The sequence below is a fragment of the Deinococcus terrestris genome, from assembly GCF_009377345.1.
Lineage (GTDB): Bacteria > Deinococcota > Deinococci > Deinococcales > Deinococcaceae > Deinococcus > Deinococcus terrestris.
In genome coordinates this window covers 85,129-110,747 of the sequence record NZ_WBSL01000005.1, presented here as the reverse complement: position 1 = coordinate 110,747, position 25,619 = coordinate 85,129, and the positions used below count along the sequence as shown (strand labels likewise).

General features: G+C 69.8%; 22 protein-coding genes and 3 tRNA genes. 14 read left to right on the top strand and 11 right to left on the bottom strand.

Annotated elements, in window-relative coordinates:
- Positions 1–84: 84 nt before the first annotated feature.
- The 3 genes from hflX to F8S09_RS11830 form a co-directional block, all read right to left on the bottom strand.
- The gene (gene hflX, locus F8S09_RS11840) at positions 85–1,794 is read right to left on the bottom strand and encodes a GTPase HflX (RefSeq protein ID WP_322618775.1); all 1,710 of its coding nucleotides are present in this window, start codon (positions 1,792–1,794) and stop codon (positions 85–87) included.
- Between the two features lie 222 nt (positions 1,795–2,016).
- Positions 2,017–2,934, bottom strand: coding sequence for an aminoglycoside phosphotransferase family protein (locus tag F8S09_RS11835; protein ID WP_152871702.1), 918 nt, complete (start codon positions 2,932–2,934; stop codon positions 2,017–2,019).
- Between the two features lie 101 nt (positions 2,935–3,035).
- A tRNA-Ser gene (locus F8S09_RS11830) sits at positions 3,036–3,125 on the bottom strand.
- A 123-nt stretch (positions 3,126–3,248) separates the two neighbouring features.
- On the opposite strand from F8S09_RS11830, the gene F8S09_RS11825 reads away from it, so the two are divergent.
- On the top strand, positions 3,249–4,265 hold the full coding sequence (locus F8S09_RS11825; RefSeq protein ID WP_152871701.1) for a hypothetical protein: 1,017 nt from the start codon (positions 3,249–3,251) through the stop codon (positions 4,263–4,265).
- 58 nt (positions 4,266–4,323) lie between these two features.
- Complete coding sequence (gene murJ / locus F8S09_RS11820; RefSeq protein ID WP_407643664.1) at positions 4,324–5,907, top strand: murein biosynthesis integral membrane protein MurJ; 1,584 nt, start codon at positions 4,324–4,326, stop codon at positions 5,905–5,907.
- A 130-nt stretch (positions 5,908–6,037) separates the two neighbouring features.
- Here murJ and F8S09_RS11815 read toward each other — a convergent pair whose 3' ends face one another.
- Positions 6,038–6,397, bottom strand: coding sequence for a hypothetical protein (locus F8S09_RS11815; protein WP_152871699.1), 360 nt, complete (start codon positions 6,395–6,397; stop codon positions 6,038–6,040).
- 9 nt (positions 6,398–6,406) lie between these two features.
- Positions 6,407–6,985, bottom strand: coding sequence for a YdcF family protein (locus F8S09_RS11810; RefSeq protein ID WP_152871698.1), 579 nt, complete (start codon positions 6,983–6,985; stop codon positions 6,407–6,409).
- A 272-nt stretch (positions 6,986–7,257) separates the two neighbouring features.
- Here F8S09_RS11810 and topA point away from each other — a divergent pair, with 272 nt between their 5' ends.
- The 4 genes from topA to mqnC are packed head-to-tail and all read left to right on the top strand — an operon-like array spanning position 7,258 to position 12,230.
- Positions 7,258–10,194, top strand: coding sequence for a type I DNA topoisomerase (gene topA, locus F8S09_RS11805; protein ID WP_152871697.1), 2,937 nt, complete (start codon positions 7,258–7,260; stop codon positions 10,192–10,194).
- A gap of 7 nt (positions 10,195–10,201) precedes the next feature.
- A complete protein-coding gene (locus tag F8S09_RS18325) occupies positions 10,202–10,693 on the top strand; it encodes a GNAT family N-acetyltransferase (protein WP_152871696.1) in 492 nt (163 codons plus the stop codon).
- A gap of 3 nt (positions 10,694–10,696) precedes the next feature.
- The gene (locus tag F8S09_RS11795; protein ID WP_152871695.1) at positions 10,697–11,029 is read left to right on the top strand and encodes a hypothetical protein; all 333 of its coding nucleotides are present in this window, start codon (positions 10,697–10,699) and stop codon (positions 11,027–11,029) included.
- Between the two features lie 28 nt (positions 11,030–11,057).
- A complete protein-coding gene (gene mqnC, locus F8S09_RS11790; protein WP_152871694.1) occupies positions 11,058–12,230 on the top strand; it encodes a cyclic dehypoxanthinyl futalosine synthase in 1,173 nt (390 codons plus the stop codon).
- Between the two features lie 29 nt (positions 12,231–12,259).
- Here mqnC and F8S09_RS17670 read toward each other — a convergent pair whose 3' ends face one another.
- A complete protein-coding gene (locus F8S09_RS17670; protein ID WP_194165322.1) occupies positions 12,260–12,406 on the bottom strand; it encodes a hypothetical protein in 147 nt (48 codons plus the stop codon).
- Between the two features lie 126 nt (positions 12,407–12,532).
- Here F8S09_RS17670 and F8S09_RS11785 point away from each other — a divergent pair, with 126 nt between their 5' ends.
- Positions 12,533–13,792, top strand: coding sequence for a glucose-1-phosphate adenylyltransferase family protein (locus tag F8S09_RS11785; RefSeq protein ID WP_322618774.1), 1,260 nt, complete (start codon positions 12,533–12,535; stop codon positions 13,790–13,792).
- 85 nt (positions 13,793–13,877) lie between these two features.
- A complete protein-coding gene (gene dusA / locus F8S09_RS11780) occupies positions 13,878–14,927 on the top strand; it encodes a tRNA dihydrouridine(20/20a) synthase DusA (protein WP_152871692.1) in 1,050 nt (349 codons plus the stop codon).
- 66 nt (positions 14,928–14,993) lie between these two features.
- On the opposite strand, the gene F8S09_RS11775 is transcribed toward dusA, so the two are convergent.
- Positions 14,994–16,235 carry a TCR/Tet family MFS transporter gene (locus F8S09_RS11775; RefSeq protein ID WP_322618773.1) on the bottom strand — a complete coding sequence of 414 codons (1,242 nt, stop codon included), beginning with the start codon at positions 16,233–16,235 and terminating at the stop codon, positions 14,994–14,996.
- Between the two features lie 58 nt (positions 16,236–16,293).
- Complete coding sequence (locus tag F8S09_RS11770; protein WP_322618772.1) at positions 16,294–17,373, bottom strand: M42 family metallopeptidase; 1,080 nt, start codon at positions 17,371–17,373, stop codon at positions 16,294–16,296.
- Between the two features lie 36 nt (positions 17,374–17,409).
- Between F8S09_RS11770 and apaG the strand changes: the two genes are divergently transcribed.
- Positions 17,410–17,805 (top strand): Co2+/Mg2+ efflux protein ApaG, encoded by a 396-nt coding sequence (gene apaG / locus F8S09_RS11765; protein ID WP_152871690.1) that lies wholly within the window; start codon positions 17,410–17,412, stop codon positions 17,803–17,805.
- A 73-nt stretch (positions 17,806–17,878) separates the two neighbouring features.
- The gene (locus F8S09_RS11760; RefSeq protein ID WP_152871689.1) at positions 17,879–18,184 is read left to right on the top strand and encodes a hypothetical protein; all 306 of its coding nucleotides are present in this window, start codon (positions 17,879–17,881) and stop codon (positions 18,182–18,184) included.
- A 29-nt stretch (positions 18,185–18,213) separates the two neighbouring features.
- Here F8S09_RS11760 and F8S09_RS11755 read toward each other — a convergent pair whose 3' ends face one another.
- Both F8S09_RS11755 and F8S09_RS11750 read right to left on the bottom strand, forming a co-directional pair.
- Positions 18,214–19,938: a sensor histidine kinase gene (locus F8S09_RS11755; RefSeq protein WP_152871688.1), complete on the bottom strand. Its 1,725-nt coding sequence runs from the start codon at positions 19,936–19,938 to the stop codon at positions 18,214–18,216.
- 57 nt (positions 19,939–19,995) lie between these two features.
- Positions 19,996–20,748 carry an RNA methyltransferase gene (locus F8S09_RS11750; protein WP_322618771.1) on the bottom strand — a complete coding sequence of 251 codons (753 nt, stop codon included), beginning with the start codon at positions 20,746–20,748 and terminating at the stop codon, positions 19,996–19,998.
- 79 nt (positions 20,749–20,827) lie between these two features.
- On the opposite strand from F8S09_RS11750, the gene F8S09_RS11745 reads away from it, so the two are divergent.
- Complete coding sequence (locus F8S09_RS11745) at positions 20,828–21,538, top strand: alpha/beta fold hydrolase (protein ID WP_152871686.1); 711 nt, start codon at positions 20,828–20,830, stop codon at positions 21,536–21,538.
- Here F8S09_RS11745 and F8S09_RS11740 read toward each other — a convergent pair.
- A complete protein-coding gene (locus F8S09_RS11740) occupies positions 21,507–22,865 on the bottom strand; it encodes a glycogen synthase (RefSeq protein WP_152871685.1) in 1,359 nt (452 codons plus the stop codon). The genes F8S09_RS11745 and F8S09_RS11740 overlap by 32 nt on opposite strands.
- A gap of 86 nt (positions 22,866–22,951) precedes the next feature.
- Between F8S09_RS11740 and F8S09_RS11735 the strand changes: the two genes are divergently transcribed.
- From F8S09_RS11735 to pflB, 3 genes are all read left to right on the top strand, one after another.
- Positions 22,952–23,027 (top strand) — tRNA-Ile (locus F8S09_RS11735).
- A gap of 9 nt (positions 23,028–23,036) precedes the next feature.
- A tRNA-Val gene (locus F8S09_RS11730) sits at positions 23,037–23,111 on the top strand.
- 221 nt (positions 23,112–23,332) lie between these two features.
- Complete coding sequence (gene pflB / locus F8S09_RS11725; RefSeq protein WP_152871684.1) at positions 23,333–25,585, top strand: formate C-acetyltransferase; 2,253 nt, start codon at positions 23,333–23,335, stop codon at positions 25,583–25,585.
- The last annotated feature ends 34 nt before the right edge of the window (positions 25,586–25,619 follow it).

Here is a 25,619-nt window from a genome sequence, read left to right as displayed (position 1 = left end):
CCCAGCGCCGAAAAAAAGCCCCCAGCTGTGAGGCCGGGGACCCTGGTTTACTGGCGACTGGAAGCTGGCAGCTGGCGACTCCCCCTACCGGTACTCGGCCGCCCGCTCCCGCGCTTCCTCCCGCAGGGCGAGTTCCTGGCGCTGCACCCCGGCCACCGCGTCCGCGAGGGCGTCCTTGAGGTCGGTCAGGCCCAGGGACTTCAGGGCACTGACCGGAATGCCGCCCGTGCGCTCCACCTCGCGCTCCAGCGTGTCCGGGTCGGCGGCCTCGGCCTTGTTGAGCGCCACGACGGTGGGCATCTCGCGGAAGCCGAGGTCCTCCAGAATGCGGTTCACGGCGTCCAGGCGGGTGTCGGCCCCCGGTGCTGCCACGTCTACCACATGCAGCAGCACGTCGGCGTCCCCGATCTCCTCCAGCGTGGCGCGGAAGGCGCGGGCGAGGTCCTTGGGCAGGTCGCGGATAAAGCCCACTGTGTCGGTGAAGACCACCGGGCCGATGCCCTCGATAAAGCCCTGGCGGCTCGTCGGGCGCAGGGTGGCGAACAGCTTATTCTCGGCCAGCACCCGGCGCGGCTCCTCGGCCGCGTGGGTAAAGGCGTTGAGCAGGGTGGACTTGCCCGCGTTGGTGTACCCCACGATGGACACGACCGGCACGTCGTTGCGGGCACGCCCCTTGCGCCGCTCCTCACGCCGGACGGCCACGCCCTCTAGCTGCTTCTCCAGGAAGGCGAGGCGGTCGTTGATGCGGCGGCGGTCCAGCTCCAGCTTCGTTTCACCGGGACCGCGTGTGCCGATGGCCCCGCCCGCCGCGCTGCCCGCTGACCCGCCGATGCGCGAGAGCTGAGCGCCCGCGCCGAGCAGCCGGGGCTTCATGTACCGCAGTTGCGCCAGCTCGACTTGCAGCCGCGACTCGACTCCCTGCGCGTGCAGGGCGAAGATGTCCAGAATGAGTTGCGTACGGTCCAGCACCTTCAGGCCGGTCGCCGCCTCGATCTCGCGGGCCTGCGCCGGGCCGAGTTCCTGCCCGAAGATCAGGAGGTCGGCGTCGAGGTGGTAGGCCTTGCTGGTCAGCTCCTCCAGTTTGCCCGCCCCCACCAGCGTCCCGGCCTTGAGGTGACGGCGGTAGACGAGTTCCTTGTGGACGACTTCGGCCCCGGCGGTGCGGGCCAGCTCCGAGAGTTCGTCCAGCCGTTCCTCGGCGTCGAATTCGCCCTGGTCAATCTGCACGAGGATGGCCCGCTCGCGGTCCTTTTTCGCCTCGCGGGTGCGGGCGGCGCGGGCGATTTCCTCCTCCAACGCCGACACCTGCGCCCCCAGGTCAAACTCGTCGATCTGAAAGCTGGGCACCGGGTCAAGGATGCGCCAGTCTTCTTCCTCGCCCACCGTGCCGGGCGGGGTGAGGTGCGCCGTGTGGACTAGGCCGGGCTGCCCCTCGTTCCGCACCTCAATAGCGCTCACGGCGTCCAGCCGCTTGAGGAACAGCGTGGAGAGGTCACCCTTGCTCAGCGCTCCGCCGCGCGGGTGGGTGTGCAGCAGGTGGAAGCCCGCCAGTCGGTTCTCGCCCAGGCGCAGGTCGGGCAGTTCAGCGCCCTTCGCGTCGGCCACGCTGACGGAGAGCACCCGGCCCCGACGGTCGATCAGCACGCTGATCTCACGGCGGATGTCGTGCGAGAGTTCCGCGAGGTTGCGGGCGAGTTCGGGGGAGCCGACCCGCCCCGGCTCGATGCGGCGGCGGTAGAGGTTGCCAAGAGACTTCAGTTGGGCCGGGCGCAGGCCCGAGGTGTTGCCAAGCACTTTATCTATGTGAGGTCACATCCTTCTTGGGGGTGAGAGGGGTGGAAAACACGCACTCCGGGCCGCGCGGCAGGCACCGGGCGGCGGGAGGGAGGCACGTTCCGGCATCACCCCAGGGTACGGCGGGGGAGCTTCGGAGAACGTGTGCCTTTACTTCAGGAGGTTGATCATCGTGGGGCCAGGATGCCATGCGGGCGGGGGCGCGGGCATCGGCCGGGTGGCCTACCGGGTGAGGGAGTCGAGGAGCACCTGCGACAGGGCAAAGCGCGACCGCGCCACCATCGCCGGATTGGTGTGCAGGTAGTAGGGAATCTCGGCAGCGGCGATGGACAGCGCCCAGCCGCGCCCCCGGTCCCAGGTCGCCCCGTCGCAGGCCACGGCCTCGCGGAAGACCCGCCGCGTCCCGGCGTCCATCCCGTTCCAGGCCACGGCCAGCTCGCACGCGGGGTCGCCTGCCCGCAGCCCCCCGAAGTCGATCACGGCGCTGAGTCTCCCGCCCTCGGCCAGCAGGTTGTCGTCCTTCAGGTCAGTGTGAATCCAGACGGGCGCGGCCTCCCACACGGGTGCCCGCAACGCCGCCTCCCACGCGGCGGTGAGGGCGGCCCGGTCCAGGTCGTCGGGCAGGCGAGCGATGTTCTCGCGGGTGGAGGAATCGCGGCCCAGCAAGGGAGCGCCGCGTTCTCCGCTCTCCGGGTCCGCCACGGGTGCACCTGCGGTGTCCAGCCCTTGCAGCGCCCGGATGAAGCCCGCCAGGTCCCGTGCCGCCTGCGCGGGGTCGGCCAGAGTCTCGCGCAGGGCCGGTTCGCCCGGCAGCCAGCGGTACACGCCCCAGGTCAGGGGATAGCCCTCGCCCGGCTGCCCTAGGGCCAGCGGCACGGGGACCGCCAGCGGGAGGTGCGGCGCGAGCCGGGGCAGCCACGCCCGTTCCTGCTCCACCTGCCCGGCGGCGCTGGGACGGCGGGGCAGCCGCACGGCGAGGTCGTCGCCCAATCGGTAGATCGCGTGGTCGCTGCCCGCCGAGGCGAACACGCGCACGGGCAGGTCGGCCCACTCCGGGAACTGGGCCGCGAGCAGGCGCCGCACCAGCCCCGCGCTCGTCTCAATCTCGTCGGCGTGGAGGCGGACCGGAGCGTCTGTCATCGTCACTCAGGGTAAGGGGGCGTCCAACTGGACCGCGACCGCCAAAGGGCCTATCCTCCAGCATAAAAAACGCCAACCCCCGAACAGGGCTGGCGTCCTTTTGGCGAAGAGGGTGGGATTCGAACCCACGGTAGCCTTGCGACTACTTCGGTTTTCGAGACCGACCCATTCAACCACTCTGGCACCTCTCCGCGTGTGGCTTTCCGGCCGGGGCCGGTGGGCGACCGGGAGCATAGCACGGCGCTGGGGGGTTGTGGAGGGGGGCAAGCAGGTTTGCGGCCCCGGCCCGGCTCCGGCTGCGGCACAGTGGGGGCATGCGGCGACCTCTCCTTCTTCTTGCCAGCGTGGCCCTGTCTGGCGCAGCGCTGGCCGCGACCCGGGTGCCCGGCACCTTCACCTACTACTCGGCGGCCCGCGACCCCATCACCGACGCGAACACGGGCAGTGTGGTGATCGACGAGGTGAACGACACTTCCGGCCAGACGCGCTTGGCCCTGCGCTGCGCCGACCGTGACCGCCCCGCGCTGTGGGCCACCCTGACCACCAAGAACGCCCTGATCAGCGAGGACGAGGCCTACGCGGGCCTCAAACCCGCCGTGACCATCCGGCTGGGAGACGACCCGGCTGTCGTGCTGCGCGACTCGGACCTCGTGAGCGTGGTGGACACCCGCGAGAACGTGCTGACGCGCAACATCGGCCTTCAGGGAGCGGTCGTGCGGCAGATCGCCGCCGGGCTGAACGCGGGCAAGCGGCTGGTGGTGCGGGTCAACCGCCGAACCGGGGGACAGGCGCTGACGTACACCTTCCCGGCGCGGGGCTTCGACGTGGCGTGGGCGGGCGTGAACGGCTGCCAGCCTTACGGCCGGACGGCGACGGCGGCGCCGCGTGCGACCACGCCGACGCCCGCCACCCCGGCAGTCGGTGCTCCCAAGTTCACCGAGTGGTACTTCACGACCTGCCGCGACACGGTGAGCGGGGCCTCCCGCGCCGGGCTGATGGCCGGGCGAGCGCACCTGTGCGACCTCGTGATCGAGACGGTTCCCAACGGGGCGCGGCCGGTCGCCGCCGAGTTCCGCTACGAGCTGGAGTACCGCGAGGGCGGGCGCACCGGCAAGCTGACCCTGCCCGGCGTGGACCGCTGGCCCTCGGCCGGGGGCACCGTGACCCGCTTCCGGCAGGAGGGGGGCCGCCTGATTTTCACCCTGCCGCTGAACGTGCGCGTCCGGGCCGAACGGGTGTACACGAGCATCAACGTGACGGGCAAGGTGACCTTTGACAATGGCAGCGTGAAGAGCGTGTACGAGCCGCTGCCGGTGCGTCCGGGGAACTGACTGGGGCGGGCCGCTGGAAGCTGGCGGCTGGCCGCTTCCCCGCACTACAGTTGGCCCCGTGACCGTTCCGCCCGCCGCCCCCGACCCCAGTCCGCCGCCCCAGGGTCCGGCCTCGCCCGCTCCGGCTCCGGCCCCCCGGCGCTCGCTGCGGGTGAACACCCTGATCGTGATGGCGGGGACGCTGGGGTCGCGGCTCTCGGGCATCGTGCGCCAGCAGATCATCAACCTGTTCGACGCGACCCTCACCGACGCCTTCACGGTCGCGGTGCGGGTGCCCAACCTCTTGCGCGAGCTGCTGGCGGAGGGGGCGCTCGTCAACTCCTTCATTCCTGTTTACAAGACGCTGGACACCGCTGACCGGAAGAAGCTGGCACAGGCCTTCAGCGGTGTGCTGATTGCCGTCAACCTGCTGCTGATGGCGCTGGGCATCTTCGCGGCCCCCTGGATCGTGGACCTGCTGACCGCCGCGAACTCCAACGTGGACCCGGCGCTGGCGACCTACATGACCCGGCTGGTGATGCCCTTCCTGATGCTGATCAGCCTCTCGGCGGTGGCGATGGGGCTGCTGAACGCCGACGAGCACTTCAAGGAGAGCAGTTTCGCGCCCGTGGCCTTTAACCTCGCGTCCATCGTGGCGCTGCTGCTGCTGCCCGACACGGCGACTTGGCTGGCCTTCGGGTGGCTGATCGGTGGGGTGGCGCAACTGGTGGTGCAGCTTCCGGCGCTGGCCCGGTTTGGGGTGCTGCCCACCCCCGCGCTGCGCGGGCACCCGGCGCTGGGGCGGGTGCTGCGGCAGATGGCCCCCTTCACGCTGACGGCGGGGGCGCGGCAGGTGCTGAACGTGTACGTGACCCGGCTGCTCACGAACAGCAGCCAGTTTCCGGTGGGTACCCAGACGGGCTACGCCAACGCGGAGGCCCTCTTCACGATGGCGAACGGCCTCTTTGTCGTGTCGCCCGTGCTGGCTCTCTTTCCGCGCTTCTCGCAGCACGCCGCCGACCGCGACTGGGCGGCGTTCCGGGCGCTGACCGTGCAGGGCCTGCGGACCACCACCTTCTTCGCCGCGCCCATGAGTGCGCTGCTGCTGGCACTCGCCCCCTACGCCGTGAGCCTGTTCAACCTGGGCCGCGACTTCGAGGTCGCCAAGTTCCAGGCGGGGTCGGGCATCCTGACGGGGTGGGCGCTGGCGTTGATTCCCTGGGCGGTCGTGACGGTGCTGCTGCGGACCTTCTACGCCCGCGAGCGCACCCGCGAGGCCGTGGTCGTCAGCGCCGCAGGCTTCGTGCTGGAGGTCGGGTTGTACAACCTGCTGGTGCCCCGGCTGGGCTTTCTGGGCTTTGGTGTCAGTACGGCGATCAGTGGCGTGCTGATGTCGGGGGCGCTGATTCTCATGTACCGCCGCGCCCTGGGCTTCCCCTCGCGGGAGGTCGCCGGGCACCTGCTGCGGGTGGTGCCGCTCGCCGCCGCCGCTGGGCTGGCCGCGTGGCTGGTGTCGCTCGTGATGCCCGAGCCTGGTTTCATCGTGCCCGGCGTGGTTGGGCTGGCGCTGGCGGGCGGCGTGGGGCTGGCCGTGTACCTTGCCGGGGCGCTGGCTCTGCGGTTGCCGGAGGTGGCGGGAGTACTGCGGCGACTAGGGCGGTAGGAGGGGGGCAGTTAAGACTGCGCTTTCTCCCGCCGGACGAAGACCAGAAGCCGGGCATCCAAATCGTCTTCAAGATCCTGCCAGGAAAAGACAACCTGAGGATTAAGACTCGGGAAGTCGCGGGTGAGCTTCAGAGTCCAGATCTCTCGCAACAAATGGCCCAGTAGGCGATCTGTTCTGGGCTGGGATGCTCTTCAGCGTTGGGAAAGAAGTCGGTGATGTGGCGGTGATTCATGACCAGCTCAACGGCTGTCCGATCTCCGTTGGTCCGTGTCAGCCATTCCTGAAAGAGCTGCGGGCTGAACCCTTCCCGCAGCAGGCAGCCCTGGTGCTCTACAAACGTGGGCCAGAAGAGGACGCTGTACATCAGCGCTTGAGGAACCGAACCCAGCATGGCGAGCCAGTCTTCAGGCTCTATTCCCTTGCCCTCATTCCAGGACTTGAGGTCTGGGACAACCTCTGCGAGCTTGAGTGTGGGGGGGAGGGTCATAGCCCCAAGTTACTTGGAGTTCTGGCTCACCCCCACCACCGCATACCCCACCAAGGCCAGCCGCTCCCGCAGCAGGTAGCGTCCGGCGGGAGGTTGGCTGAGCGGGCTGGGGCTGGCGTTGGCGGTCAGGTCCAGGGCGTGCGCCAGTGCCAGGGCGCGGGGCGTGTGGGCCGGGTCCGTCACCAGGGTCAGGGGCGTGGCGGGGGGCAGCAGGGCACGGGCGCCGCGCAGGTTCTCCACAGTGGTGCGGCTGGCTGTTTCCGCGACCAGGGCCGAGGCCGGAACGCCCGCCGCCCGCAGATACCGCACCCCGACCTCGCCCTCCGAGTGGGGGTCGCCGGGCCGCCGCCCGCCCGTCACCACGACCCGGCGCACCCCGCCTGCCCGGTAGAGCGCGAGGGCGTGGTCCAGCCGCCGGGCGAAGGCCGGGCTGGGCGTGCCCGCGTACTGCGCGGCCCCCAGCACCACGACGGTGGGGTAGGGCGCACTCGCCGGAGTCGGCATACGGGGAAAGAGCAGGAATCCGAGAACCAGGCCGAGCAGCACCAGCAGCGGCAGCAACGAAGCGGTGGACCCCCGGTCACGCATGGGAGGCGAGCGTAGCACGGGCCATGCCTGCCGTCCTGCACGGCGAGGCTGGTAAGCCGGACCACCCTGGAAACGCAGGATTCACGCCGCCTCGCCTGCCCCGGTCCGCCCTGAACACGGAGGCACAAGTCGCGTTTCCGATGGTGCATCTTCCTGTCTCCCCCGAAGCAGGTGGAGAACTGCTCCAGGCTCAATCGCAGCCCGCACCGCCGTATGGGTCGGAGGGACCATGCTACGCTCGGCGCACTTCGCCCCGGTGGAGCCTTCCTCTTATGCCCAGAACCCTCGTGATCGTCGAGTCGCCCGCCAAGGCGAGAACCATCGAGAAGTACCTCGGAAAGGGGTACGCGGTGGAGTCCTCCATCGGGCATATCCGTGACCTGCCCAAGAGCGCCGCCGACATTCCCGAGAAGTACAAGGGCAAGGCCTGGGCGCGGCTCGGGCTGGACGTGGAGGACGATTTCCGACCCCTGTACGTCGTCTCCCCGGAAAAGCGCCAGCACGTCGCCCGGCTCAAGAAGCTGGCGGCAGACGCCGACGAGATCATTCTGGCGACCGACGACGACCGCGAGGGCGAGAGCATCGCCTGGCACCTGTATCAGGAACTCAAGCCCAAGGTGCCCGTGCGCCGGATGGTCTTCCACGAGATCACCAAGGAAGCCATTCAGCAGGCCATCCAGAACCCCCGCGACATCGACACCAACCTCGTGGAGGCGCAGGAGGCCCGCCGGGCGCTGGACCGCTTGTACGGGTACGAGGTCAGTCCAGTCCTGTGGAAGAAGGTCGCGCCCAAGCTCAGCGCGGGCCGCGTGCAGTCGGTGGCGACCCGGATGCTCGTCGAGCGCGAGCGTGAGCGGATGCGCTTCGTCTCGGCGGTGTGGTGGGACCTCGTGGTGACGGGGCGCACGGCGGCGGGGGCCACCTTCCCCGCCCGCCTCACTGACGTGGATGGGGTGCGGCTGGCGACGGGCAAGGACTTTGACCCCCTCACCGGGCGGCTGAAGGACAGCGCGGGGGTGCGCCCGCTGGACGAGGCGGCGGCGCGTGCCCTCGCGGACGGCCTGACCGGGCAGACGCTCACCGTCACCTCTGCTGAGGAAAAGCCCTTCACCCAGCGGCCCTACGCGCCCTTCATCACGTCTACGTTGCAGCAGGAGGGAAGCCGCAAGCTGGGTTTCGCGGCCACGCGGACGATGCGGGCGGCGCAGCGGCTGTACGAGGGCGGGTACATCACCTACATGCGGACCGACTCCACCAACCTCTCCGGTGAAGCCGTGAACGCGGCCCGCAGCCAGGTCAAGTCCATGTACGGGCAGGACTACCTCTCGCCCCAGCCGCGCGTGTACGCGAAAAAGGCCAAAAACGCGCAGGAGGCGCACGAGGCGATCCGTCCCGCCGGGTCCAGCTTCCGCACGCCCGACTCGCTGCGCGGGGAACTCTCGGGCGACGAGTGGCGCCTCTACGACCTGATCTGGAAGCGCACAGTGGCCTGCCAGATGGCCGACGCGCGGGGCCGCAGCCTGCGGGTGCGCCTGGCGGGGACGGCCACGACCGGGGAGGCGGCGGGCCTGAGCGCCTCGGGCCGCACCATCGACTTTCCCGGCTTCCTGCGGGCCTACGTGGAGGGCAGCGACGACCCCGCCGCCGCCCTGGAGGACCGCGAGACGCCCCTGCCCCCTCTCAAGGAAAGCGAGCGCGTGACTGCCGAATCGGTCAAGGCCGAGGACCACGAGACGCAGCCCCCCGCCCGCTACACCGAAGCCTCGCTGGTGCAGGCGCTGGAAGGCGCGGGTATCGGGCGGCCCTCCACCTACGCGAGCATCCTGGGCACCATTCAGGACCGTGGCTATGCGGTCAAGAAGGGGCAGGCGCTGGTGCCCACCTGGACGGCCTTTGCCACCTCCGCGCTGCTGGAGGGGCACTTCGGCAACCTGGTGGACTACGACTTCACCGCCCGGATGGAGGAGGCGCTCGACGACATCGCGGGCGGGCGAGCGCAGCGGGTGCCCTACCTGCGCCGCTTCTACCTCGGGGAAGGCGGGGAAGGGATGGCCCTGCGGCCCCTCATCGACTCCAAGATGGGCGAGATCGACGCGCGTGGCATCGCCACCATCCACGTGCCCCGACTGGCGGGCAGCGGCATCGAGGTCCGGGTGGGCCGCTACGGGGCATACATGCAGCGCGGCGAGGAGAAGGTCAACCTTCCCGACGACCTCCTGCCCGACGACCTGACGCTGGAAAAGGCGGAAGACCTGTTCAGCCGTCCCACCGGGGACCGCGTGCTGGGCGAGGACCCCGCGACCGGGCATCCGGTGGTGGCGCGGGCGGGGCGCTACGGCCCCTACGTGACGCTGGGCGACGAGACCCCGCCCATCCGCTCGGCCAGCCTCTTTCCCGGCGACGATCCCGCCACGGTCACGCTGGAGCGGGCGCTGCGGCTGCTGAGCCTTCCCCGGCTGGTGGGTGTGGCGGAAGGCGAGGAAATCTGGGCGCAGAACGGCAAGTTTGGCCCGTACCTCAAGCGCGGCAACGACTCGCGCAGCCTCGCCACCCACGAGCAACTTTTTACCGTGACGCTGCCGGAAGCGGAGGCCCTGTTCATGCAGCCGCGCTTCCGGGCACGGGGGGCTGCTGCCGCGCCACTGCGAACCTTTGAGTACGAGGGCCGCGCCCCCATCCTGCTGAAGTCGGGCCGGTTCGGGCCTTACCTCACCGACGGGGAGCGCAACGCCACCCTCCGCAAAGGCGAGGACGAGGCCAGCCTGACCGCCGAACGTGCCCTGGAGATTCTGGAGGAGCGCGGCAAGGAGCCCAAGAAAAAGCCGGGGACGCGGGCGGCGAAGACGGGCGCGAAGTCCGGGGCCAGGACGGGCACGGCGAAGAAGGCCGCTCCCCGCAAGGCAGCTTCGGGCACGGCGACCCGCAAGGCGACGGGGAAGACCTCAGCAAGCAAGACGGCCAGCAAGACCGCCGCGAGGAAGGCGCCCGCCAAAGCGGCTACCCCCAAGGCCCCCGCCCTCACCTGGGCCGATCTCAAGCCTCACCTCGGCGTCTTGGGTGACACCGAGCGGGCGCTCGTGACCGCCACCCGCGACCAGGGGCGCAAGGTGGAGGACGTGGCCCCGGAACTCGGCCTGGACGTGAAAAAGGCCAAGGGCATGGCCTTGCAAGCCAGCAAGAAGCTCAACCAGGCGGCGCGGGAAGGCTGAGCAGTCAATGGGAGGTTCTGCTCTCGCGTTTCTTGAAGCTACGGTGGAGGACGCCCCGCAGATTGCCGAGCTTCTCAATGCCGTGATCCTGGCGAGGGATGGAACAGCGTTGACGATGCCCGTTTCCGTGGAGGAGGAGCGCCGTTACCTGGACGCCACTCTTCCGAGGGGCTGGGTTCTCCTAGCCCTGCGTGGCACGGACCTCTTGGGATTTCAGTCCGTCCAACTCTTCTCAGGAATGTTGGGGGAAGTGGGAACGTACATGGCCGCGCAGAGTCGCGGTCAAGGTATTGGCCGTCAGCTCACCGAGCGGACGGCCGAGACCATGCGGAACCGCCAGGTTTCCTGCCTGCTGGCGGAGATTGCGGACGCGAATGCAAGGGGGCGGCGTGCCTACCAGAGCTGGGGATTCCGACCCGCCAGACCCGGTACTGTTGCAGCGCTCAAGTCGCAGCCTTCGGAAGGCAAGACCTATCTTGAGCTGTGTCTCAAAGGCTGAGTGATGTCGGCAAGAAATTCTAGGACCCGCCCCGAGCCGCCCCAGGCCCTGCACCTCGCGCGGCTCGCGGGCGGCACGCCGGGCGAGTGGGTGACCCTCCCCGGCGGCGGGTTGCGGGTGCTCGCGCTGCCCGGCAAGGTGGGCGGCCCCCCCGTGACGGGCTGGCTGACCTGCCTTGCGGGGGAGGCGGTCCTCGATCTGCCGCACGGCGAGTTCGTGCGCCTACGGGCCGCCGAGGGCTACCGGGTCACGCCCGCCGAACCCTGGACCGCGCTTCCCGTCAAGGCGGGAACGGTGCTGTTGCTCGTTCCCGAGGGTGAGGGCCGGGACGCTTGACGCCCCCCTGCGGTGCTAGCGTGCGGCTATGACGGCGGACGTGCAAGTGAGGGCCGGGGTGCTGGAGAAAGCTGCCTCCGGGGTGCGGCTGGAGGCGCAGGAGCTGGAGGCGCTCTATACCCTGCCCCTGCCCGACGTGGCAGCGGTGGCACACGGGCTGCGGCTGGAGCGCACGCCCGCCGAGGTCGTCACTTTTCTGATCGACCGCAACATCAACTACACCAACATCTGCAACGTGGGCTGCAACTTCTGCGCCTTTTACCGCACCCGGCGCCAGAACGACAGCTACGTGCTGGACTACGAGCAGATCAGCGCCAAGATCCGTGACCTGGAGGCGGTGGGCGGCACCCGCATCCTGCTTCAGGGCGGGGTCAACCCGGCGCTGGGGCTGGACTATTACACCGGGCTGCTGCGGCACGTGCGCGAACATCACCCCACCATCCGCATCGACGCCTTCTCGCCCGAAGAAGTCCTCTTCATGGAAAAGAGCTTCGGTCTGAGCCTGGACGGGCTGCTCGACACCCTGATTGACGCAGGGCTGCACGGGCTGCCCGGCGCGGGCGGCGAGATTCTGGAGGACGAGGTGCGGGCGAAGGCCGCCCCCGCCCGCATCCGCAGCGCCGACTGGTTCCGCATCATCGACGCGGCGCAGCGCAAGGGGCTGTACACCATCGCCACGATGGTCATCGGCTTCGGGGAGACGGTCGCGCAGCGGGTGCGCCACCTCACCCGCCTGCGCGAGCAGCAGGACCGGGCGCTGCGCGAGTACGGCGGCAACGGCTTTTCCGGCTTCGCGCTGTGGACCCTCCAGACCGAGCACACCCGCCTGCACGGCAAGGCGCCCGGCGCCTCCGCGCACGAGTACCTCCAGCAACTCGCGGTCGCGCGAATCGCGCTGGATAACTTCCCCAACCTGCAAGCCTCGTGGCCGGGGCAGGGGTTCAAGGTGGCGCAGGCCGCGCTGTACTACGGGGCGAACGACCTCGGCTCCACCATGCTGGAGGAAAACGTCGTCTCGGCGGCGGGTGGGCACGGGCGGCATAAAGCCACGGTGCGCGAACTCGTGCGGATCGCCGTGGACGCGGGTTTCACTCCCGCCATTCGCAACAGCCGTTTCCAGATCATCGAGTGGCCCGACGTGGACGCGGTGCTGGGCCGGGCAGAGAACAACCCCGAGGCCGAGCGGGCGGTCGGGGCGTAGCGGGTAGACCCCAGCCACGCCCCCCGCGCTCAGGCCGGGTGGCCGTCCCGCTGCCGGGTACGGTCACGGCGAGAGTCTGCCGCACCACTGTCGGGACCGAGATTCAGCCGGGCTTGCCGGGCAGCGGCGTAGGCCACCAGCGCGAGCAGGACCATCAGGACGAGAAGGGCGAACATGGGACCAGCGTAGGGGGCGGGCTTCTCATGTGCCTTGCCGTGGCCTGAAGGACACGGGGGTCAGGGTGAACCCCCCCCGAATGCCCCCTCATGCGGCGGTGGGAAGTCGCCCCGCAGACTAACCCTGTGAATAGGCGCATCGCGGGAAAGACAGTGCTCGCCATCGTCCTCGCGGGAGGCAAAGGCAGTCGCCTCGCCCCGCTGACGACCGAACGGGCCAAGCCCGCAGTGCCCTTTCTGGGCACCTACCGCCTGATCGACTTCTCGCTGTCCAACCTTGTGCACAGCGGCGTGCAGGACGTGTGGGTGATCGAGCAGTACCTCCCGCACGGCCTCAACGACCACCTCTCGGGCGGGCGGCCCTGGGACCTCGACCGCACGCGGGGCGGGCTGGTGGTCATGCCGCCCTTTTCCAGCCCCGAGAACGAGGACGGCGAGTTCGCTCAGGGCAACGCCCACGCCCTCGCCCAGCATGTCCGGCTGATGCGCGAGTTCGCCCCCGACGTGGTGCTGGTCATGAGCGCCGACCACATCTACAAGCTGGACTACTCCGAGGTCATCCGCGAGCACGTCCGCCGGGAGGCCAGCGTCACGATGGTCACCACCGACCTGCCCGACGAGGCGCAGGCCACCCGCTTCGGCAACGTGCGGGCCAACGGCGAGGGCAAGGTCACCGAGTTTGCCTACAAGCCCGACGAGCCGCTGGGGAGGACCGTGACCGCCGAGGTCTTCGTGTACGACGCGGCCATTTTGATGGACACCCTGGAAGAGCTGGAAAAGCAGGGCGAACTGGGCGATTACGGCGAGGAACTGCTGCCCGCCCTCGTCGCGCGGGGGGACGCCCACGCCTACCCGCTGGAGGGCTACTGGATGGATGTGGGCACGCTGGACGCCTACATGCAAACCCACCAGGACTTTCTGAACGGCCACGGCTTTGAGCTGGACACCCCGGACTGGCCCTTCATCACCAGCTCCATCGCCCGGCCGCCGACGCGAATTCATGGCTCGGCGCGGCTGGACCACAGCTACGTCTGCGGCGGGGCCGTGATCGCAGGCGAGGTCATCGGCAGCGTGGTCGGCCCCAACGCGGTCGTGGAGGAGGGGGCCAGTGTGCGGAACAGCATCGTGCAGCCGGGGGCGGTGGTGAAGGCCGGAGCGCGGGTCAGCCGCGCCATCGTGGACCAGGGGGCAGTCGTGGAGGCGGACGCGGTGGTCGGCGGCCAGAGCGCCAACAGCCGCCTGAGCGTGATCGGGGCGCACAGCGTCGTGGAATCGGGCGCGAAGGTCGGCCCTGGCCTCATCGTGGAGCCGCGCCAGACTGTCCGCGCCGGGCAGGAGGAAAAGACCACGCAACCCGCAGAGCGGGACGACAAGGCCGGAAAGTAAGGGCAGAGGAGCCGGGGAGCCGTGGGCTAGGGCCTGCGGTTCCCTTCCCATTTCCATCCGTGCCCACCCCGTACACTGCCGGGCGATGAGCGCCGCCTCCCGCCCGCCCCACACGCTCTCGGTCGCCCCGATGATGGACTGGACCGACCGGCACTGCCGGGTCTTTCACCGCACGCTGACCCGCCGCACCCTGCTGTATACCGAGATGGTCACGACCGGGGCGATCCTGCACGGCGACCGCGAGCGGCACCTGGGATTCTCGGGCGTCGAGCACCCGCTCGCCCTGCAACTCGGCGGCTCGGACCCGGCGGCGCTGGCCGAGTGCGCCCGTATTGCCGAAGACTGGGGCTATGACGAGGTTAACCTCAACTGCGGCTGCCCCTCGGACCGGGTGCAGAGCGGCGCGTTCGGCGCGTGCCTGATGGCGACCCCCGACGTGGTGGCCCGCGCGGTGGAGGCGATGCGGGGCGCGACCCGCCTTCCCGTGACCGTCAAGCACCGCATCGGGATTGACGATCTGGACAGCTACGCGCACCTCACCCGCTTCGTGTCCACCGTCGCGGCGGCGGGCTGCGAGACCTTCATCGTCCATGCCCGCAAGGCGTGGCTCTCCGGCCTCTCCCCGAAGGAAAACCGCGAGATTCCCCCCCTACGCTATGAGGTCGTGCAGCAGCTCAGGGCCGACTTTCCGGGGCTGACGGTCGTGCTGAACGGCGGCGTGCTGACCCTGGAGGCCGCCCGCGAGCATCTCAAATGGGCCGACGGCGTGATGATCGGGCGGGCGGCGTATAGCGACCCGTACCTCCTGGCGACCGCCGACCGCGACGTGTTCGGGGAGGACGTGGCCCCACCCACCCGCCGCGAGGCAATTGAAGCCTTTCTGCCCTACGTCGCCGCGCAACTGGAGCAAGGCCAGCCCCTGAACCGCATGATGAAGCACACCCTGGGCCTGTTCGCGGGCCAGCCAGGAGCACGGCACTGGAAGCGCACGCTCAGCGAGGAAGGCCACCGCCCTGCTGCGGGGCTGGACGTGGTGCGCCGGGCGCTGGCGGGAGTGCCGGACAGTGTGCTGGACGCTCGGCCTGGAGTAGGCGAGGAGCAGGCGGCAGGCGGTGTGACCGCTTCAAGCCTTTAACAGACGGACAGGAGCAAAGAACCCCTCACCAGTCGCCCGGTGAGGGGTCTTCGTTCATCTCCTGCCCTAGCTCTGCTTCCCCGCCCGCCGCAGCACCACGCCCGCGACCACCGTCCCCGCGAGGCTGAACAGCGCTGCCATGTAAAAGGCCGCGCCGGGTTCGTGGTACGGGTTGCCGGGCCGGGTAAACGCCGCGAAGACGCTGGTGGCGACCAGCGGCCCGACCACCCCGACGAGGCTTTGCACACTGGTCAGGGCGCCCTGCACCCGCCCCTGCTCGGTGGCCTCGACCCGGCGGCTGATCAGGCCCTGGATGGCCGGACCCGCGATGCCCGCCAGCGACCCCAGCACGATGGAGGCGTACAGCATGCCGTCGGTGCGGGCCGCGCCCAGCAGCAGGTACTGCACGACGCCCAGCAGCAGCCCGGTGAGGATGGCCCCGCGCTCGCCCAGCACCCGCACCGCCGTGCCTACTACCCCCGCCTGCACGATGGCCGACAGCAACCCGATCAGGGCGAGCGCCAGCCCGTTCTGGGTGGAACTCCAGCCCAGCACCCGCTCGGTGAACAGGACCCAGGTGCTGAAAATCACCTGCTGCGCCATCCCGATCAGGATGAAGGCGGCGGCGAGGTTCCGCACGAGGGGATAGCGGCCCAGCACCTTCAGCGGCGCGAGCGGGTTGAAGCGGATGGGCTCGGGCGTGCCCCGGCGCTCGGGCGGCAGCGACTCGGGCAGGATGAAGTAGCCGTAGGCGGCGTTCAGCAGCGCGAGCACCGCCGCGACCAGGAAGGGCAGCCGCACGTCCACGTCGCCCAGCACCCCGCCCAGCGCCGGACCCAGGATGAAGCCTACCCCGAAGGTGGCCCCCAGCAATCCGAACGACCGGGCACGGTTTTCGGGCGCCGTCACGTCCGCCAGGTACGCGTTCGCCACCGTGATGCTCGCCCCGGTGATGCCCGCGATGATCCGGCCCACAAAGAGCCACCACAGATTCGGCGCGAAGTACAGCAGCAGGTAGTCCAGCCCCAGCCCCAGCAGGCTCAGCAGCAGCACCGGCCGCCGCCCGTAGCGGTCGGACAGCGCCCCCAGGATGGGCGCGAAGATGAACTGCATCAGCGCGTAGACGGCGGTGAACACGCCCAGCAGCCGTGCCCCCAGCGTGGGATCGCCCGCGAGGTCGCTCACCAGCCCCGGAAAGACCGGGATGATCAGCCCCACCCCCATCACGTCCAGCAGGACGGTCAGGAGGATGAAGGGCAGGGCGGCACGCCGGGCCGGAGCCGGGGAGGGGAGGGGAGGAGAAGTCACCGGCAGATTGTAGACGTGGGGGTGGTCGTGGGCCACGCGTCAGCCCACCCTGGCGGCGTCAGCGCAGGAACTCCTCCCCGCCCTTCAGCCGCCGAATCCACGCCGCGAGGATGTCGGTGCAGGCCTTCACGTCGCGGGCGTCCACCATCTCGGAGGGCGAGTGCATGTAGCGGTTGGGAATGCTCACGACCGCCGTGGGCACGCCCGAGCGCACCAGCGTCAGCGCGTCGGCGTCGGTGCCCGTGTAGCGCCCGCTCGCGCTGAGGGTGTAGGGAATGCCCTCCTCGCGAGCGGCGTCCTGCATCTGGCGCAGGATGGCCGGGCTGGTCATCGGCCCCACGCTGAGGTTGGCCCCCGAGCCGAAGGGCACAGTGCCGTATTTCTTCTCGGAGACGCCCGGCTGCCCCGTCTCGTGGGTCACGTCCACCGCCACGCCCGCGACCGGGTTCAGGCGGTGCCCGCTGACCTGTGCCCCGAACACGCCGATCTCCTCCTGGCTGGTGCCCACGGCGACCACCCGGTGCCTCAGCTCCGCGTCCTTCAGCGCCCGCAGCGCCTCCAGCACGATAAATCCGCCCACCCGGTTGTCCAGCGCCCGGCTGACGATCTTGTCGCCCACCCGGACCGGCCCCTGCTCTATGACGCCGTAGGTGCCCACCGGAACGCGCTGCTGGACCTCCTCCTTGCTCAGGCCGACATCAATCCAGAGGTCTTCCAGCTTGGAGGCATTCTTCCGGTCCTCGGGTTCCATCACGTGGATGGCCTTCTTGCCGATCACGCCCAGAATATCCCCGCCCGGCGCGAGCAGCCGGATGCGCTGGCCGACGAGCACCTGCGGGTCCCAGCCGCCGACGCCCAGCACGCTGATGAGTCCGCCGTCCCCGACGTGCGACACGATCAGGCCGATCTCGTCGAGGTGGCCCATCAGCGCAATGGTCGGGCCGTCTTCCGGACCGAGTTCGGCGTACACGTTGCCGTAGTGGTCCTCCGAGACGCGGGCAAAGGTCGCCGCTTCTGCCTTCCACACGTCGGCGGCGCGGCGCTCACAGCCGCTGGGGGCCGCCTCGCGCAGCAGGGCGAAGAGGAAGTCTTCGTTGATGGCGGGGGCGGCGCTGCTGGTTGGGTTGTCCTGGGTCACGCGGCCCAGTCTAGGCTCCCCGGCTATCCTCGCCCCATGAGCCATCCTGCCTACGCTCCGGCCCCCGACGTGCGGGTGCGCGTGGAGGTGAGCTACCTCGCCGCACACTCGGCGGCGGGGCGACACCTCTTCGCCTACGTCATCCGCATCGAGAACCACAGCGACGACACCTGGCAACTGCTCACCCGGCACTGGGACATCGTGGACGGCTCGGGCCGCCACACGGTCGTGGACGGCGAGGGCGTCGTGGGCGAGCAGCCCGTGCTGGCGCCCGGCGGCGTGTTCGTCTACGACTCCTTTGTCACCCTGGAAGACCCGCCCGGCCAGATGAGCGGCCACTACGTCATGCAGGACGCCTGGGGGGTGCGGGCGCGGGTGCCGGTTCCGGCGTTCGGGCTGGTGGGGGCGGCGGGGGGGCGGACGCTGAATTAGGGAGGATCAGGCAGTCGTTCCGCCGTGGGAAGCGCGAACGGCCAGACAGAAGTTCCAATTGAAGGAGACGACGATGCAAGACCCAGTCTCTGGTCGGGCGCTGGAGAATCTCAGGTGGATGGTGAAGCTCTGGCGAAAGGGGTACAGGAATGGAGCAGCCTTCGACCTGGAGGCAAGTGAGTCACCGGACTTCGACTCACATCCTGATGTGGTGGCCCTGAAGGAGTTGGCGTATCTCGGGTACGTCGAGCTTCACGTGGACGAGGTCATGAGGGCAGGTTGGACGATTGGCGCAGACCTGACCGCAAAGGGGATTCGTCTTGCCAGCGAGGAGGCGTTTGGCGACGAGGTTTCACCGGAGAGATTTCCCTTTCCTTGACTTGGGGGCGACTGGGGGTGAGCCCATACTCACGCCTGCGGCACCTCCGCCTCCACCAGCGTCCCGTGCCCCGGCTCGCTGAGCACCCGGTACTTCCCACCCCGGCTCTCCACCCGCTCGCGCATCTGCATCAGGCCCAGGCCCCCGGCGCTGCTCACGCGGCCCGATACCTGCTCCGGGTCAAAGCCCGCGCCGTCGTCCTGCACGCGCAGGGTGACGCGGTGGCCGCCGTGCAGACTGACGGTGACCTCGCGGGCGCGGGCGTGCTTGGCGACGTTATTGAGGCTCTCTTGCAGAATGCGGAAGACCACCGCCTCGTCCCCCGGCGCGAGGTGGATGTCCCCGGTGACGTTCAGCGTGGTGCGGACCCCATTTTGCTGCCCGAAATCTTCCACGTAGCGCCGCACCGTCTCCAGCAGGCCGTAGCGCTCCAGGTCGATGGGCCGCAGCGCGAAGATTGAGCGCCGCACTTCCTTGATCTGCTCGCGCAGCAGCACACTGGCGGCGCGGACCTCCTCCTCGGCCCGGTCCGGCTCGGCCCGCAGTTGCCGGGCCACCACGTCGAGTTTGAGCGCCGCAAAGGCGAGCGACTGCGCCACTCCGTCGTGAATCTCGCGGGCGATGCGGGCGCGTTCGTCGCTGATGGCGAGTTCCTCCGAGTACAGGTAGGCGCGGGCATTGCGGACCCCCAGCGCGGCCTGCGCCGCCAGTAGCGCGAGGAGGGGCAGGCGCACGTCCCCGAACGCGGCAGGCCGCTCGTCGCCCAGCACCAGCACGCCGACCAGCCCCTGCTCGTCGCGCATGGGAAAGCCCAGGGCGGAGGTCGCGCCGGGAAACACCTCGGCGGCCTCGTCCTCGGCCGCGACCAGGGGCGTGCCTGCCTCGGCCACCCGCTCCACGAAGGCCGGGGCCAGGGAGCCGCGCCCGCCCTGCTCACCGGTCCAGTCCTCGGCGTATTCCAACCGCAGGAGGCCGTCCTGATCGCGCAGGTAGGCCGCCCGCGCCCCCGCCTGCACCCGCTCGGCCATGTTGCGGGTCACGCGGGCGAGCAGGCGGCGCATGTTGCGCTCGGCGCGGATGGACTGGTCCACGCTGTAGAGCGTCATCAGGTCCAGGGTGCGCTGCCGGGCGGCCTCCACCCCGGTGGCGACCTCGGCGGCGATGGCCTGCGCGAGGGCCTCGGTCTCGGGGGTCGGGGGTTCGGTGAAGTGCAGCGCGAGGGCTCCCCCGCCGGGAATGGGCACCCGCAGCGGGAAGCGGGCCTCCCTGGTGTCTCCCTCGCCCGCCGCCGCTGCGCTGAGGCCCCCCGGCACCGTCAGGGTGGCGTGCGCGGCCCCGGTCGCCCGCATCGCGCCCCGCGCGGCGACCTCCACCACCGCGCCCAGGTCCGGCGCCCCGCTAAGGTCGCGCATCAGCTCCTGCACGGCCTGAAGCTGCCCGTGCGAGGCGCTGAGCTGCGCGTAGGTGGCCCGCAGCTCGCGCTCGGCCCGCTCGCGGGCGCGGGTGCCCTGCGCGATCCACTCCACGCTGAAAAAGGTCGCCGCCGGCCCGACCAGTCCGTAGAACAGCAGGTGCGCCCAGACCTCGGCCCGCGGATTCTGGAGGCCCGCGATCAGCAGTTCCACCACCGCCACCACCAGCACGATCAGGGGCGGCAGCACGTTGCGCAGCAGCTGCACCCGCCGCGACAGCGGCCACTCGCGCGGCGCGGGCGGCGGCGAAGCCGGGGGCAGGACAGCGGGCAACTCGGTCATGGGGGACAGTCTAGGGAGGGTCAGCACCGCGCTCCGTAATGCCCGGCGCCGTGAGCCTCAGTCCAGAGCCGTCTCGTCTGCCGGAGCCGCTTTTCCCTCCACCGTGCCGCACCGCGCCGCGTCCCGCACCTTCCACTCCACCTGCCGCAGTAGGCCCCGGAAGAGGCGGCTTTCCGCGCTGCTCATCAGCGCCCGGTCCAGCATCGCCCGCCACAGCCGCAGCGTATGCCGCGCCCGCACCGCGTCGGTGTAGCCGATCAGGTGCATGGTCTGGTGCAGGTGGCCGTACATCGCCTCCATCTCCTCGCGCGTCGCCGTCTTGCGCTCGCTGGCAGGCACCTCGTCCTGCGCTTGCAGGAACTCGTAGCACACCAGCAGCACGGCCTGGGCGAGGTTCAGGCTGGCGTAGTCCCCGGTGGGCACCCGCACGGTCACCTGACACTGCTCCAGGTCCGAGTTGACCAGCCCCGTCTCCTCCGGCCCGAAGACCAGCGCCGGGGCCGAGGCCGCCCGTACCAGGGGCCGCACCTGCGCGGGGTGGCGGGGGGCGGGCAGGTCCGCGCGAATCCGCGCCGAGGTCCCCACGCTGAGGTCGCGGTCGGCCAGCGCCTCGCGCAGGGTGGGGTAGACGCGGGCCTCCCGCAGCAGGTCCGCCGCGTGGACCGCCATCGCCACGGCCTGGGAGTCCAGATGATCGCAGCGCGGGGCGACCAGCCGCAGGTCGCGGGCGCCCATGTTCAGCATCGCGCGGGCCGCCGAGCCGATATTGCCGGGCGTTTTGGGGGACACGAGGACGACGGCGAGGTTCACGAGTGGGATGCTAGCGCGGCCCGCTCGGCTCAAGGCCCGCTCAATGGCCCTTCCGCTCTCAGCGGCCTAGCCTGACCCCATGACCGCCCCCGCGCCCCGAACCGTGCTGCTCCTCCACGCCTACCCCCTTTCCGCTGCCATGTGGGACGACCAGCGGGCCGTGCTGGAGGCCGAAGGCTTCCGCGTCATCGCTCCCAACCTCCCCGGCTTCGGGGGAGAGGAGGGGGCGATGACCACCCTGGAGGACGCCGCCCGCGACCTGCTCGGAACGCTGCCGGAGGGTGACCCCCTCGCCGTGGTGGGCCTGAGCATGGGCGGTTACCTGGCGATGGAACTGCTGCGGCAGGCGCCGGAGCGTTTCGCCCGCGTGGTGCTGGCCGACACGTCGCTGCGGGCCGACACCCCCGAAAAGACCGAGGACCGCCGCGAGCAGGCCGACCGGGTGGAGGAAGAAGGCCGCGACTTCATCGTGGAGGCCGCCGAGAAGGAGCACTCGCCCGCGACCTTCCGCCGGGTGCGCCCGATGATCGAGGCCGCCTCCCGTGAGGGGATCGCCGGGGCGCTGCGGGCGATGGCCGTGCGCGGCGAGCACCGGGACACCCTGCGCGGGCTGGAGGTGCCCCTCCTCGTGCTCGTGGGCGAGCAGGACGAGATCACGCCCGTGGAACTGGGCCAGGAGATCGCGGACGCGGGGCGCGGTGAGCTGCGGGTCATCCCGGAGGCCGCGCACCTCTCCAACCTCGACCACCCCGAAGCCTTTAACGCGGCGCTGCTGGCCTTCCTGCGCTGAGCCCCCCGTACAGCTCCAGGTAGTGCCGGGCAGGGCTCTCCCAGCCGAAATCCAGCTCCATCCCACGGGTCATGCGGGCCTCCCAGTCGGCGCGGTCCTCCAGCACGCGGCAGGCCTCGGCGCACGCGGCGGTCAGCGCCTGCGGGGTGGCGTCCCCGAACAGGAAACCCACATCGCCCGGCACGGTGTCCACCAGCCCCCCGGTCGCCCGCACGATCGGCAGGGTGCCGTAGCGCAGGGCGATCATCTGCGACAGGCCGCACGGCTCAAAGCGGCTGGGCATCGCAAAGGCGTCCGCCCCTGCATAGATGCGGTGCGCGAGGGGCTCGTTCATCCCCGACACGAAGGCCACGCGCGGGTGGTGGTCCCACCCCGTCAGCGCAGCGGTCAGGAGGGGATCCCCGCCCCCCAGCAGGACCACGTTCCACTCGCGCACCAGCTCCGGCAGGGCCATCAGCAGCAGGTCCATCCCCTTCTGGTCCGCGAGGCGACTCACCACGCCCAGAATCGGGGCCGCGTCCAGCCCAAACTCGGCGCGGAGGCGCTCGCCGTTGGGCGCCTTTCCCGCCGGATCGCGAAAGGGCACGATGTCGGGGTCGGTCGCCGGGTTCCAGCGGTCCTGATCCAGCCCGTTCAGAATCCCGCTCAGCCGCCCTTCCAGCGTCAGCCGTACGAGCAGGCCGTCCAGCCCCTCCCCGTACTCCGGCGTGGTGATCTCCTGGGCATAGGTCGGGCTGACGGTCGTGACCGCGTCCGCGAAGGTCAGCCCCGCCTTCATCAGGTTGAGGTCGCCGTGAAACTCGATCCCCTCGGAGGAAAAGGCCCACTCCGGCAGCCCGGTCCACGCGCGGGCCTCGGGCAGATTCCAGCGGCCCTGGTACTGGAGGTTGTGGATGGTAAAGGCGGTGCGCCAGCCCGCGAGGTGGGCATGCGCGACGACCAGCCCCGCCTGCCAGTCGTGGCCGTGCAGCACATCTGGGCGCAGGTCCAGCGCCTCCAGCACCGGCCGCGCGGCCCGCCCGAAGGTGCAGAAGCGCTCCACGTCGTCTGGGTGGTAGAGGCCGGGGCGGTCGAAAGCAGGCAGGCCCAGAAACACGAAGCGCACGCCGCCCGCCCGCAGCTCGCCCACCCGCGCGGGGCCGACGCCGGGCATGTCGCCGCGCCAGACCTCCTGCGGCGTTCCCGCCAGGGCCGCGTACCACGGCGAGAGAACCGTCACCTCGGCCCCCAGCCTGGCCTGCTCGGCCGGAAGTGCCCCCAGCACGTCGCCCAGTCCGCCCGACCGGGAATAGGGGTAGACCTCGGACGCCACGTGCAGGACATGCATGACCTGCACGCTACCACCCCGGCCTGCCCCCAGGTTTGACAAGGGGCGGCCCCCCCCGGTACACTTCCTCTCGCTCGCTGGCCCAAGGGCTCTTAGCTCAACGGTTAGAGCAGTCGGCTCATAACCGATTGGTTGCCGGTTCAAATCCGGCAGGGCCCACCAGAACGTCTCGGGCGGTTAGCTCAGCGGTAGAGCACTCGCTTCACACGCGAGGGGTCGTAGGTTCAAATCCTATACCGCCCACCACACAGAAACCTCGGCTCAGCCGGGGTTTTTCCGTTGGCGGCGTTCTGGGGCTGGCTGCGCCCCGGTCAGCCTCGTCCCTCCCACCGGCATTGACCACCCCGGATGGTCAGTCCCCCCGTCCGGAACTGTTTCTCCTGCCGGAGGGGGCGCCGTAGCATAGGGTCAAAGAGGGTCGTGAAAGGCATCACGAGGTAGTGACCCTCTGTTTGGAGGAGCGAGCCATGACCCCCCGGATTCCGCAACCCACCGCGACCCCTGACGCCTGGCACCAGTTCACCCCCGGCCCCTGGCAGACCACCATCAACGTGCGCGACTTCATCGTTCGCAACTTCACGCCCTACACCGGCGGCAGCAGCTTTCTGGCCGGGGCCACCCCGCGCACGCAGGCGCTGTGGGCGCAGCTCGGGGAGCTGTTCCGGCAGGAGCGTGAGCGGGGCGTGCTGGACGTGTCGCAGATTCCGAGTTCCATCACCGCGCACGCGCCGGGCTACATCGACCGGGAGCGCGAATTGATCGTGGGCCTGCAAACCGACGCGCCGCTCAAGCGGGCGATCTTCCCCAACGGCGGCTGGCGCATGGTTGAAAGCAGCCTGGAAAACTACGGCTTCACACCGGACCCCGGGGTGCGCGAGATCTTCACGCGGTACCGCAAGACCCACAACGAGGGCGTGTTCGACGCTTATACGCCTGAGATTCGCCGCGCCCGCAAATCGCATATCGTGACCGGCCTGCCCGACGCCTACGGCCGGGGCCGCATCATCGGGGACTACCGCCGGGTGGCGCTGTACGGGGTGGACCGCCTGGTCTCGGCCAAGCTCGCGGAAAAGGCCAGCCTGGACGACCTTCCCTCCTCCGAGGACGTGATCCGCGACCGCGAGGAACTCTCCGAGCAGATCCGCGCCCTGCACGAACTGCGCGAGATGGCGGCGAGCTACGGCTTCGACCTCTCCGGGCCTGCCACGACCGCGCAGGAAGCCGTGCAGTGGCTGTACTTCGCGTACCTCGCGGCGGTCAAGGAGCAGAACGGCGCCGCAATGAGCCTGGGCCGCACTTCTACCTTCCTCGACATCTATTTCGAGCGCGACCTGCGCGGGGGGCGGCTGACCGAGGAAGAGGCGCAGGAACTCGTGGACGACTTCGTGATGAAGCTGCGGATCGTGCGTTTCCTGCGGACAAAGGAGTACGACGCCCTCTTCTCCGGCGACCCCACCTGGGTGACCGAGAGCCTAGGCGGCATCGGGCAGGACGGCCGCCCGCTCGTCACGAAAACCAGTTTCCGGTACCTCAACACCCTGTACACGCTGGGGCCGTCGCCCGAACCCAACCTGACGGTGCTGTGGTCGCCCGCGCTGCCGGAAGGCTTCAAGGAGTTCTGCGCCCAGGTCAGCATCGACACGAGTTCCATTCAGTACGAGAGTGACGACCTGATGCGCCCGCTGACCGGCGACGACACCGCGATCGCCTGCTGCGTATCGGCGATGACGGTGGGCGAGCAGATGCAGCTCTTCGGCGCCCGCGTCAACCTCGCCAAGACGCTGCTGTATGCGATCAACGGTGGCCGCGACGAGATCAGCGGCGAGCAGATCGGCCCGGCGGGTGAGGTCTATGCCGGGGACGTGCTGGAGTACGACGAGGTCATGGCCCGCTTCGACGGCATGATGGACTGGCTGGCCGGGGTGTACGTGAACGCCCTTAACTGCATCCACTACATGCACGACAAGTACGCCTACGAGCGAATCGAGATGGCGCTGCACGACCACAATCCCCGGCGCACGATGGCCTTCGGCATCGCGGGCCTCTCGGTGGTGGCCGACAGCCTCGCGGCGATTCGCTACGCGCGGGTGCGCCCGGTGCGAGACGAGCGCGGACTGATCGTGGACTACGTGGTGGAGGGCGACTTCCCCAAGTATGGCAACAACGACGACCGGGTGGACGCGATCGCAGTGGACCTCGTCAAGCGTTTCATGCACAAGCTGCGCGGACACCCCACCTACCGGAATGCTGCCCACACCCAGTCGGTCCTGACGATCACGTCCAACGTGGTGTACGGCAAAAATACCGGCAACACCCCCGACGGCCGCCGCCACGGGGAACCCTTCGCGCCCGGCGCCAACCCCATGCATGGCCGGGACCGGCACGGCATAGTCGCGGCGGCCCTCTCGCTCGCCAAGCTGCCCTACGAGAGTGCCCAGGACGGCATCTCGTGGACGACCTCGGTGGTGCCCTCGGCGCTGGGGCGTGAGGAGGAACGGGCGGCCAACCTCAGCGGGCTGCTGGACGCCTACTTCGGCTCGGGCGGCTTTCACATGAATGTCAACGTACTGGGCCGCGAGACGCTGCTCGACGCGATGGAGCACCCCGAGAACTACCCGCAGCTCACCATCCGCGTGTCGGGCTACGCCGTGAACTTCATCAAGCTGACCCGCGAGCAGCAGCTCGACGTGGTGAACCGCACCTTCCACGGGGCGATGTGACCCTCCGGGGGCGGGGAAACGTCATCTCCCCGTC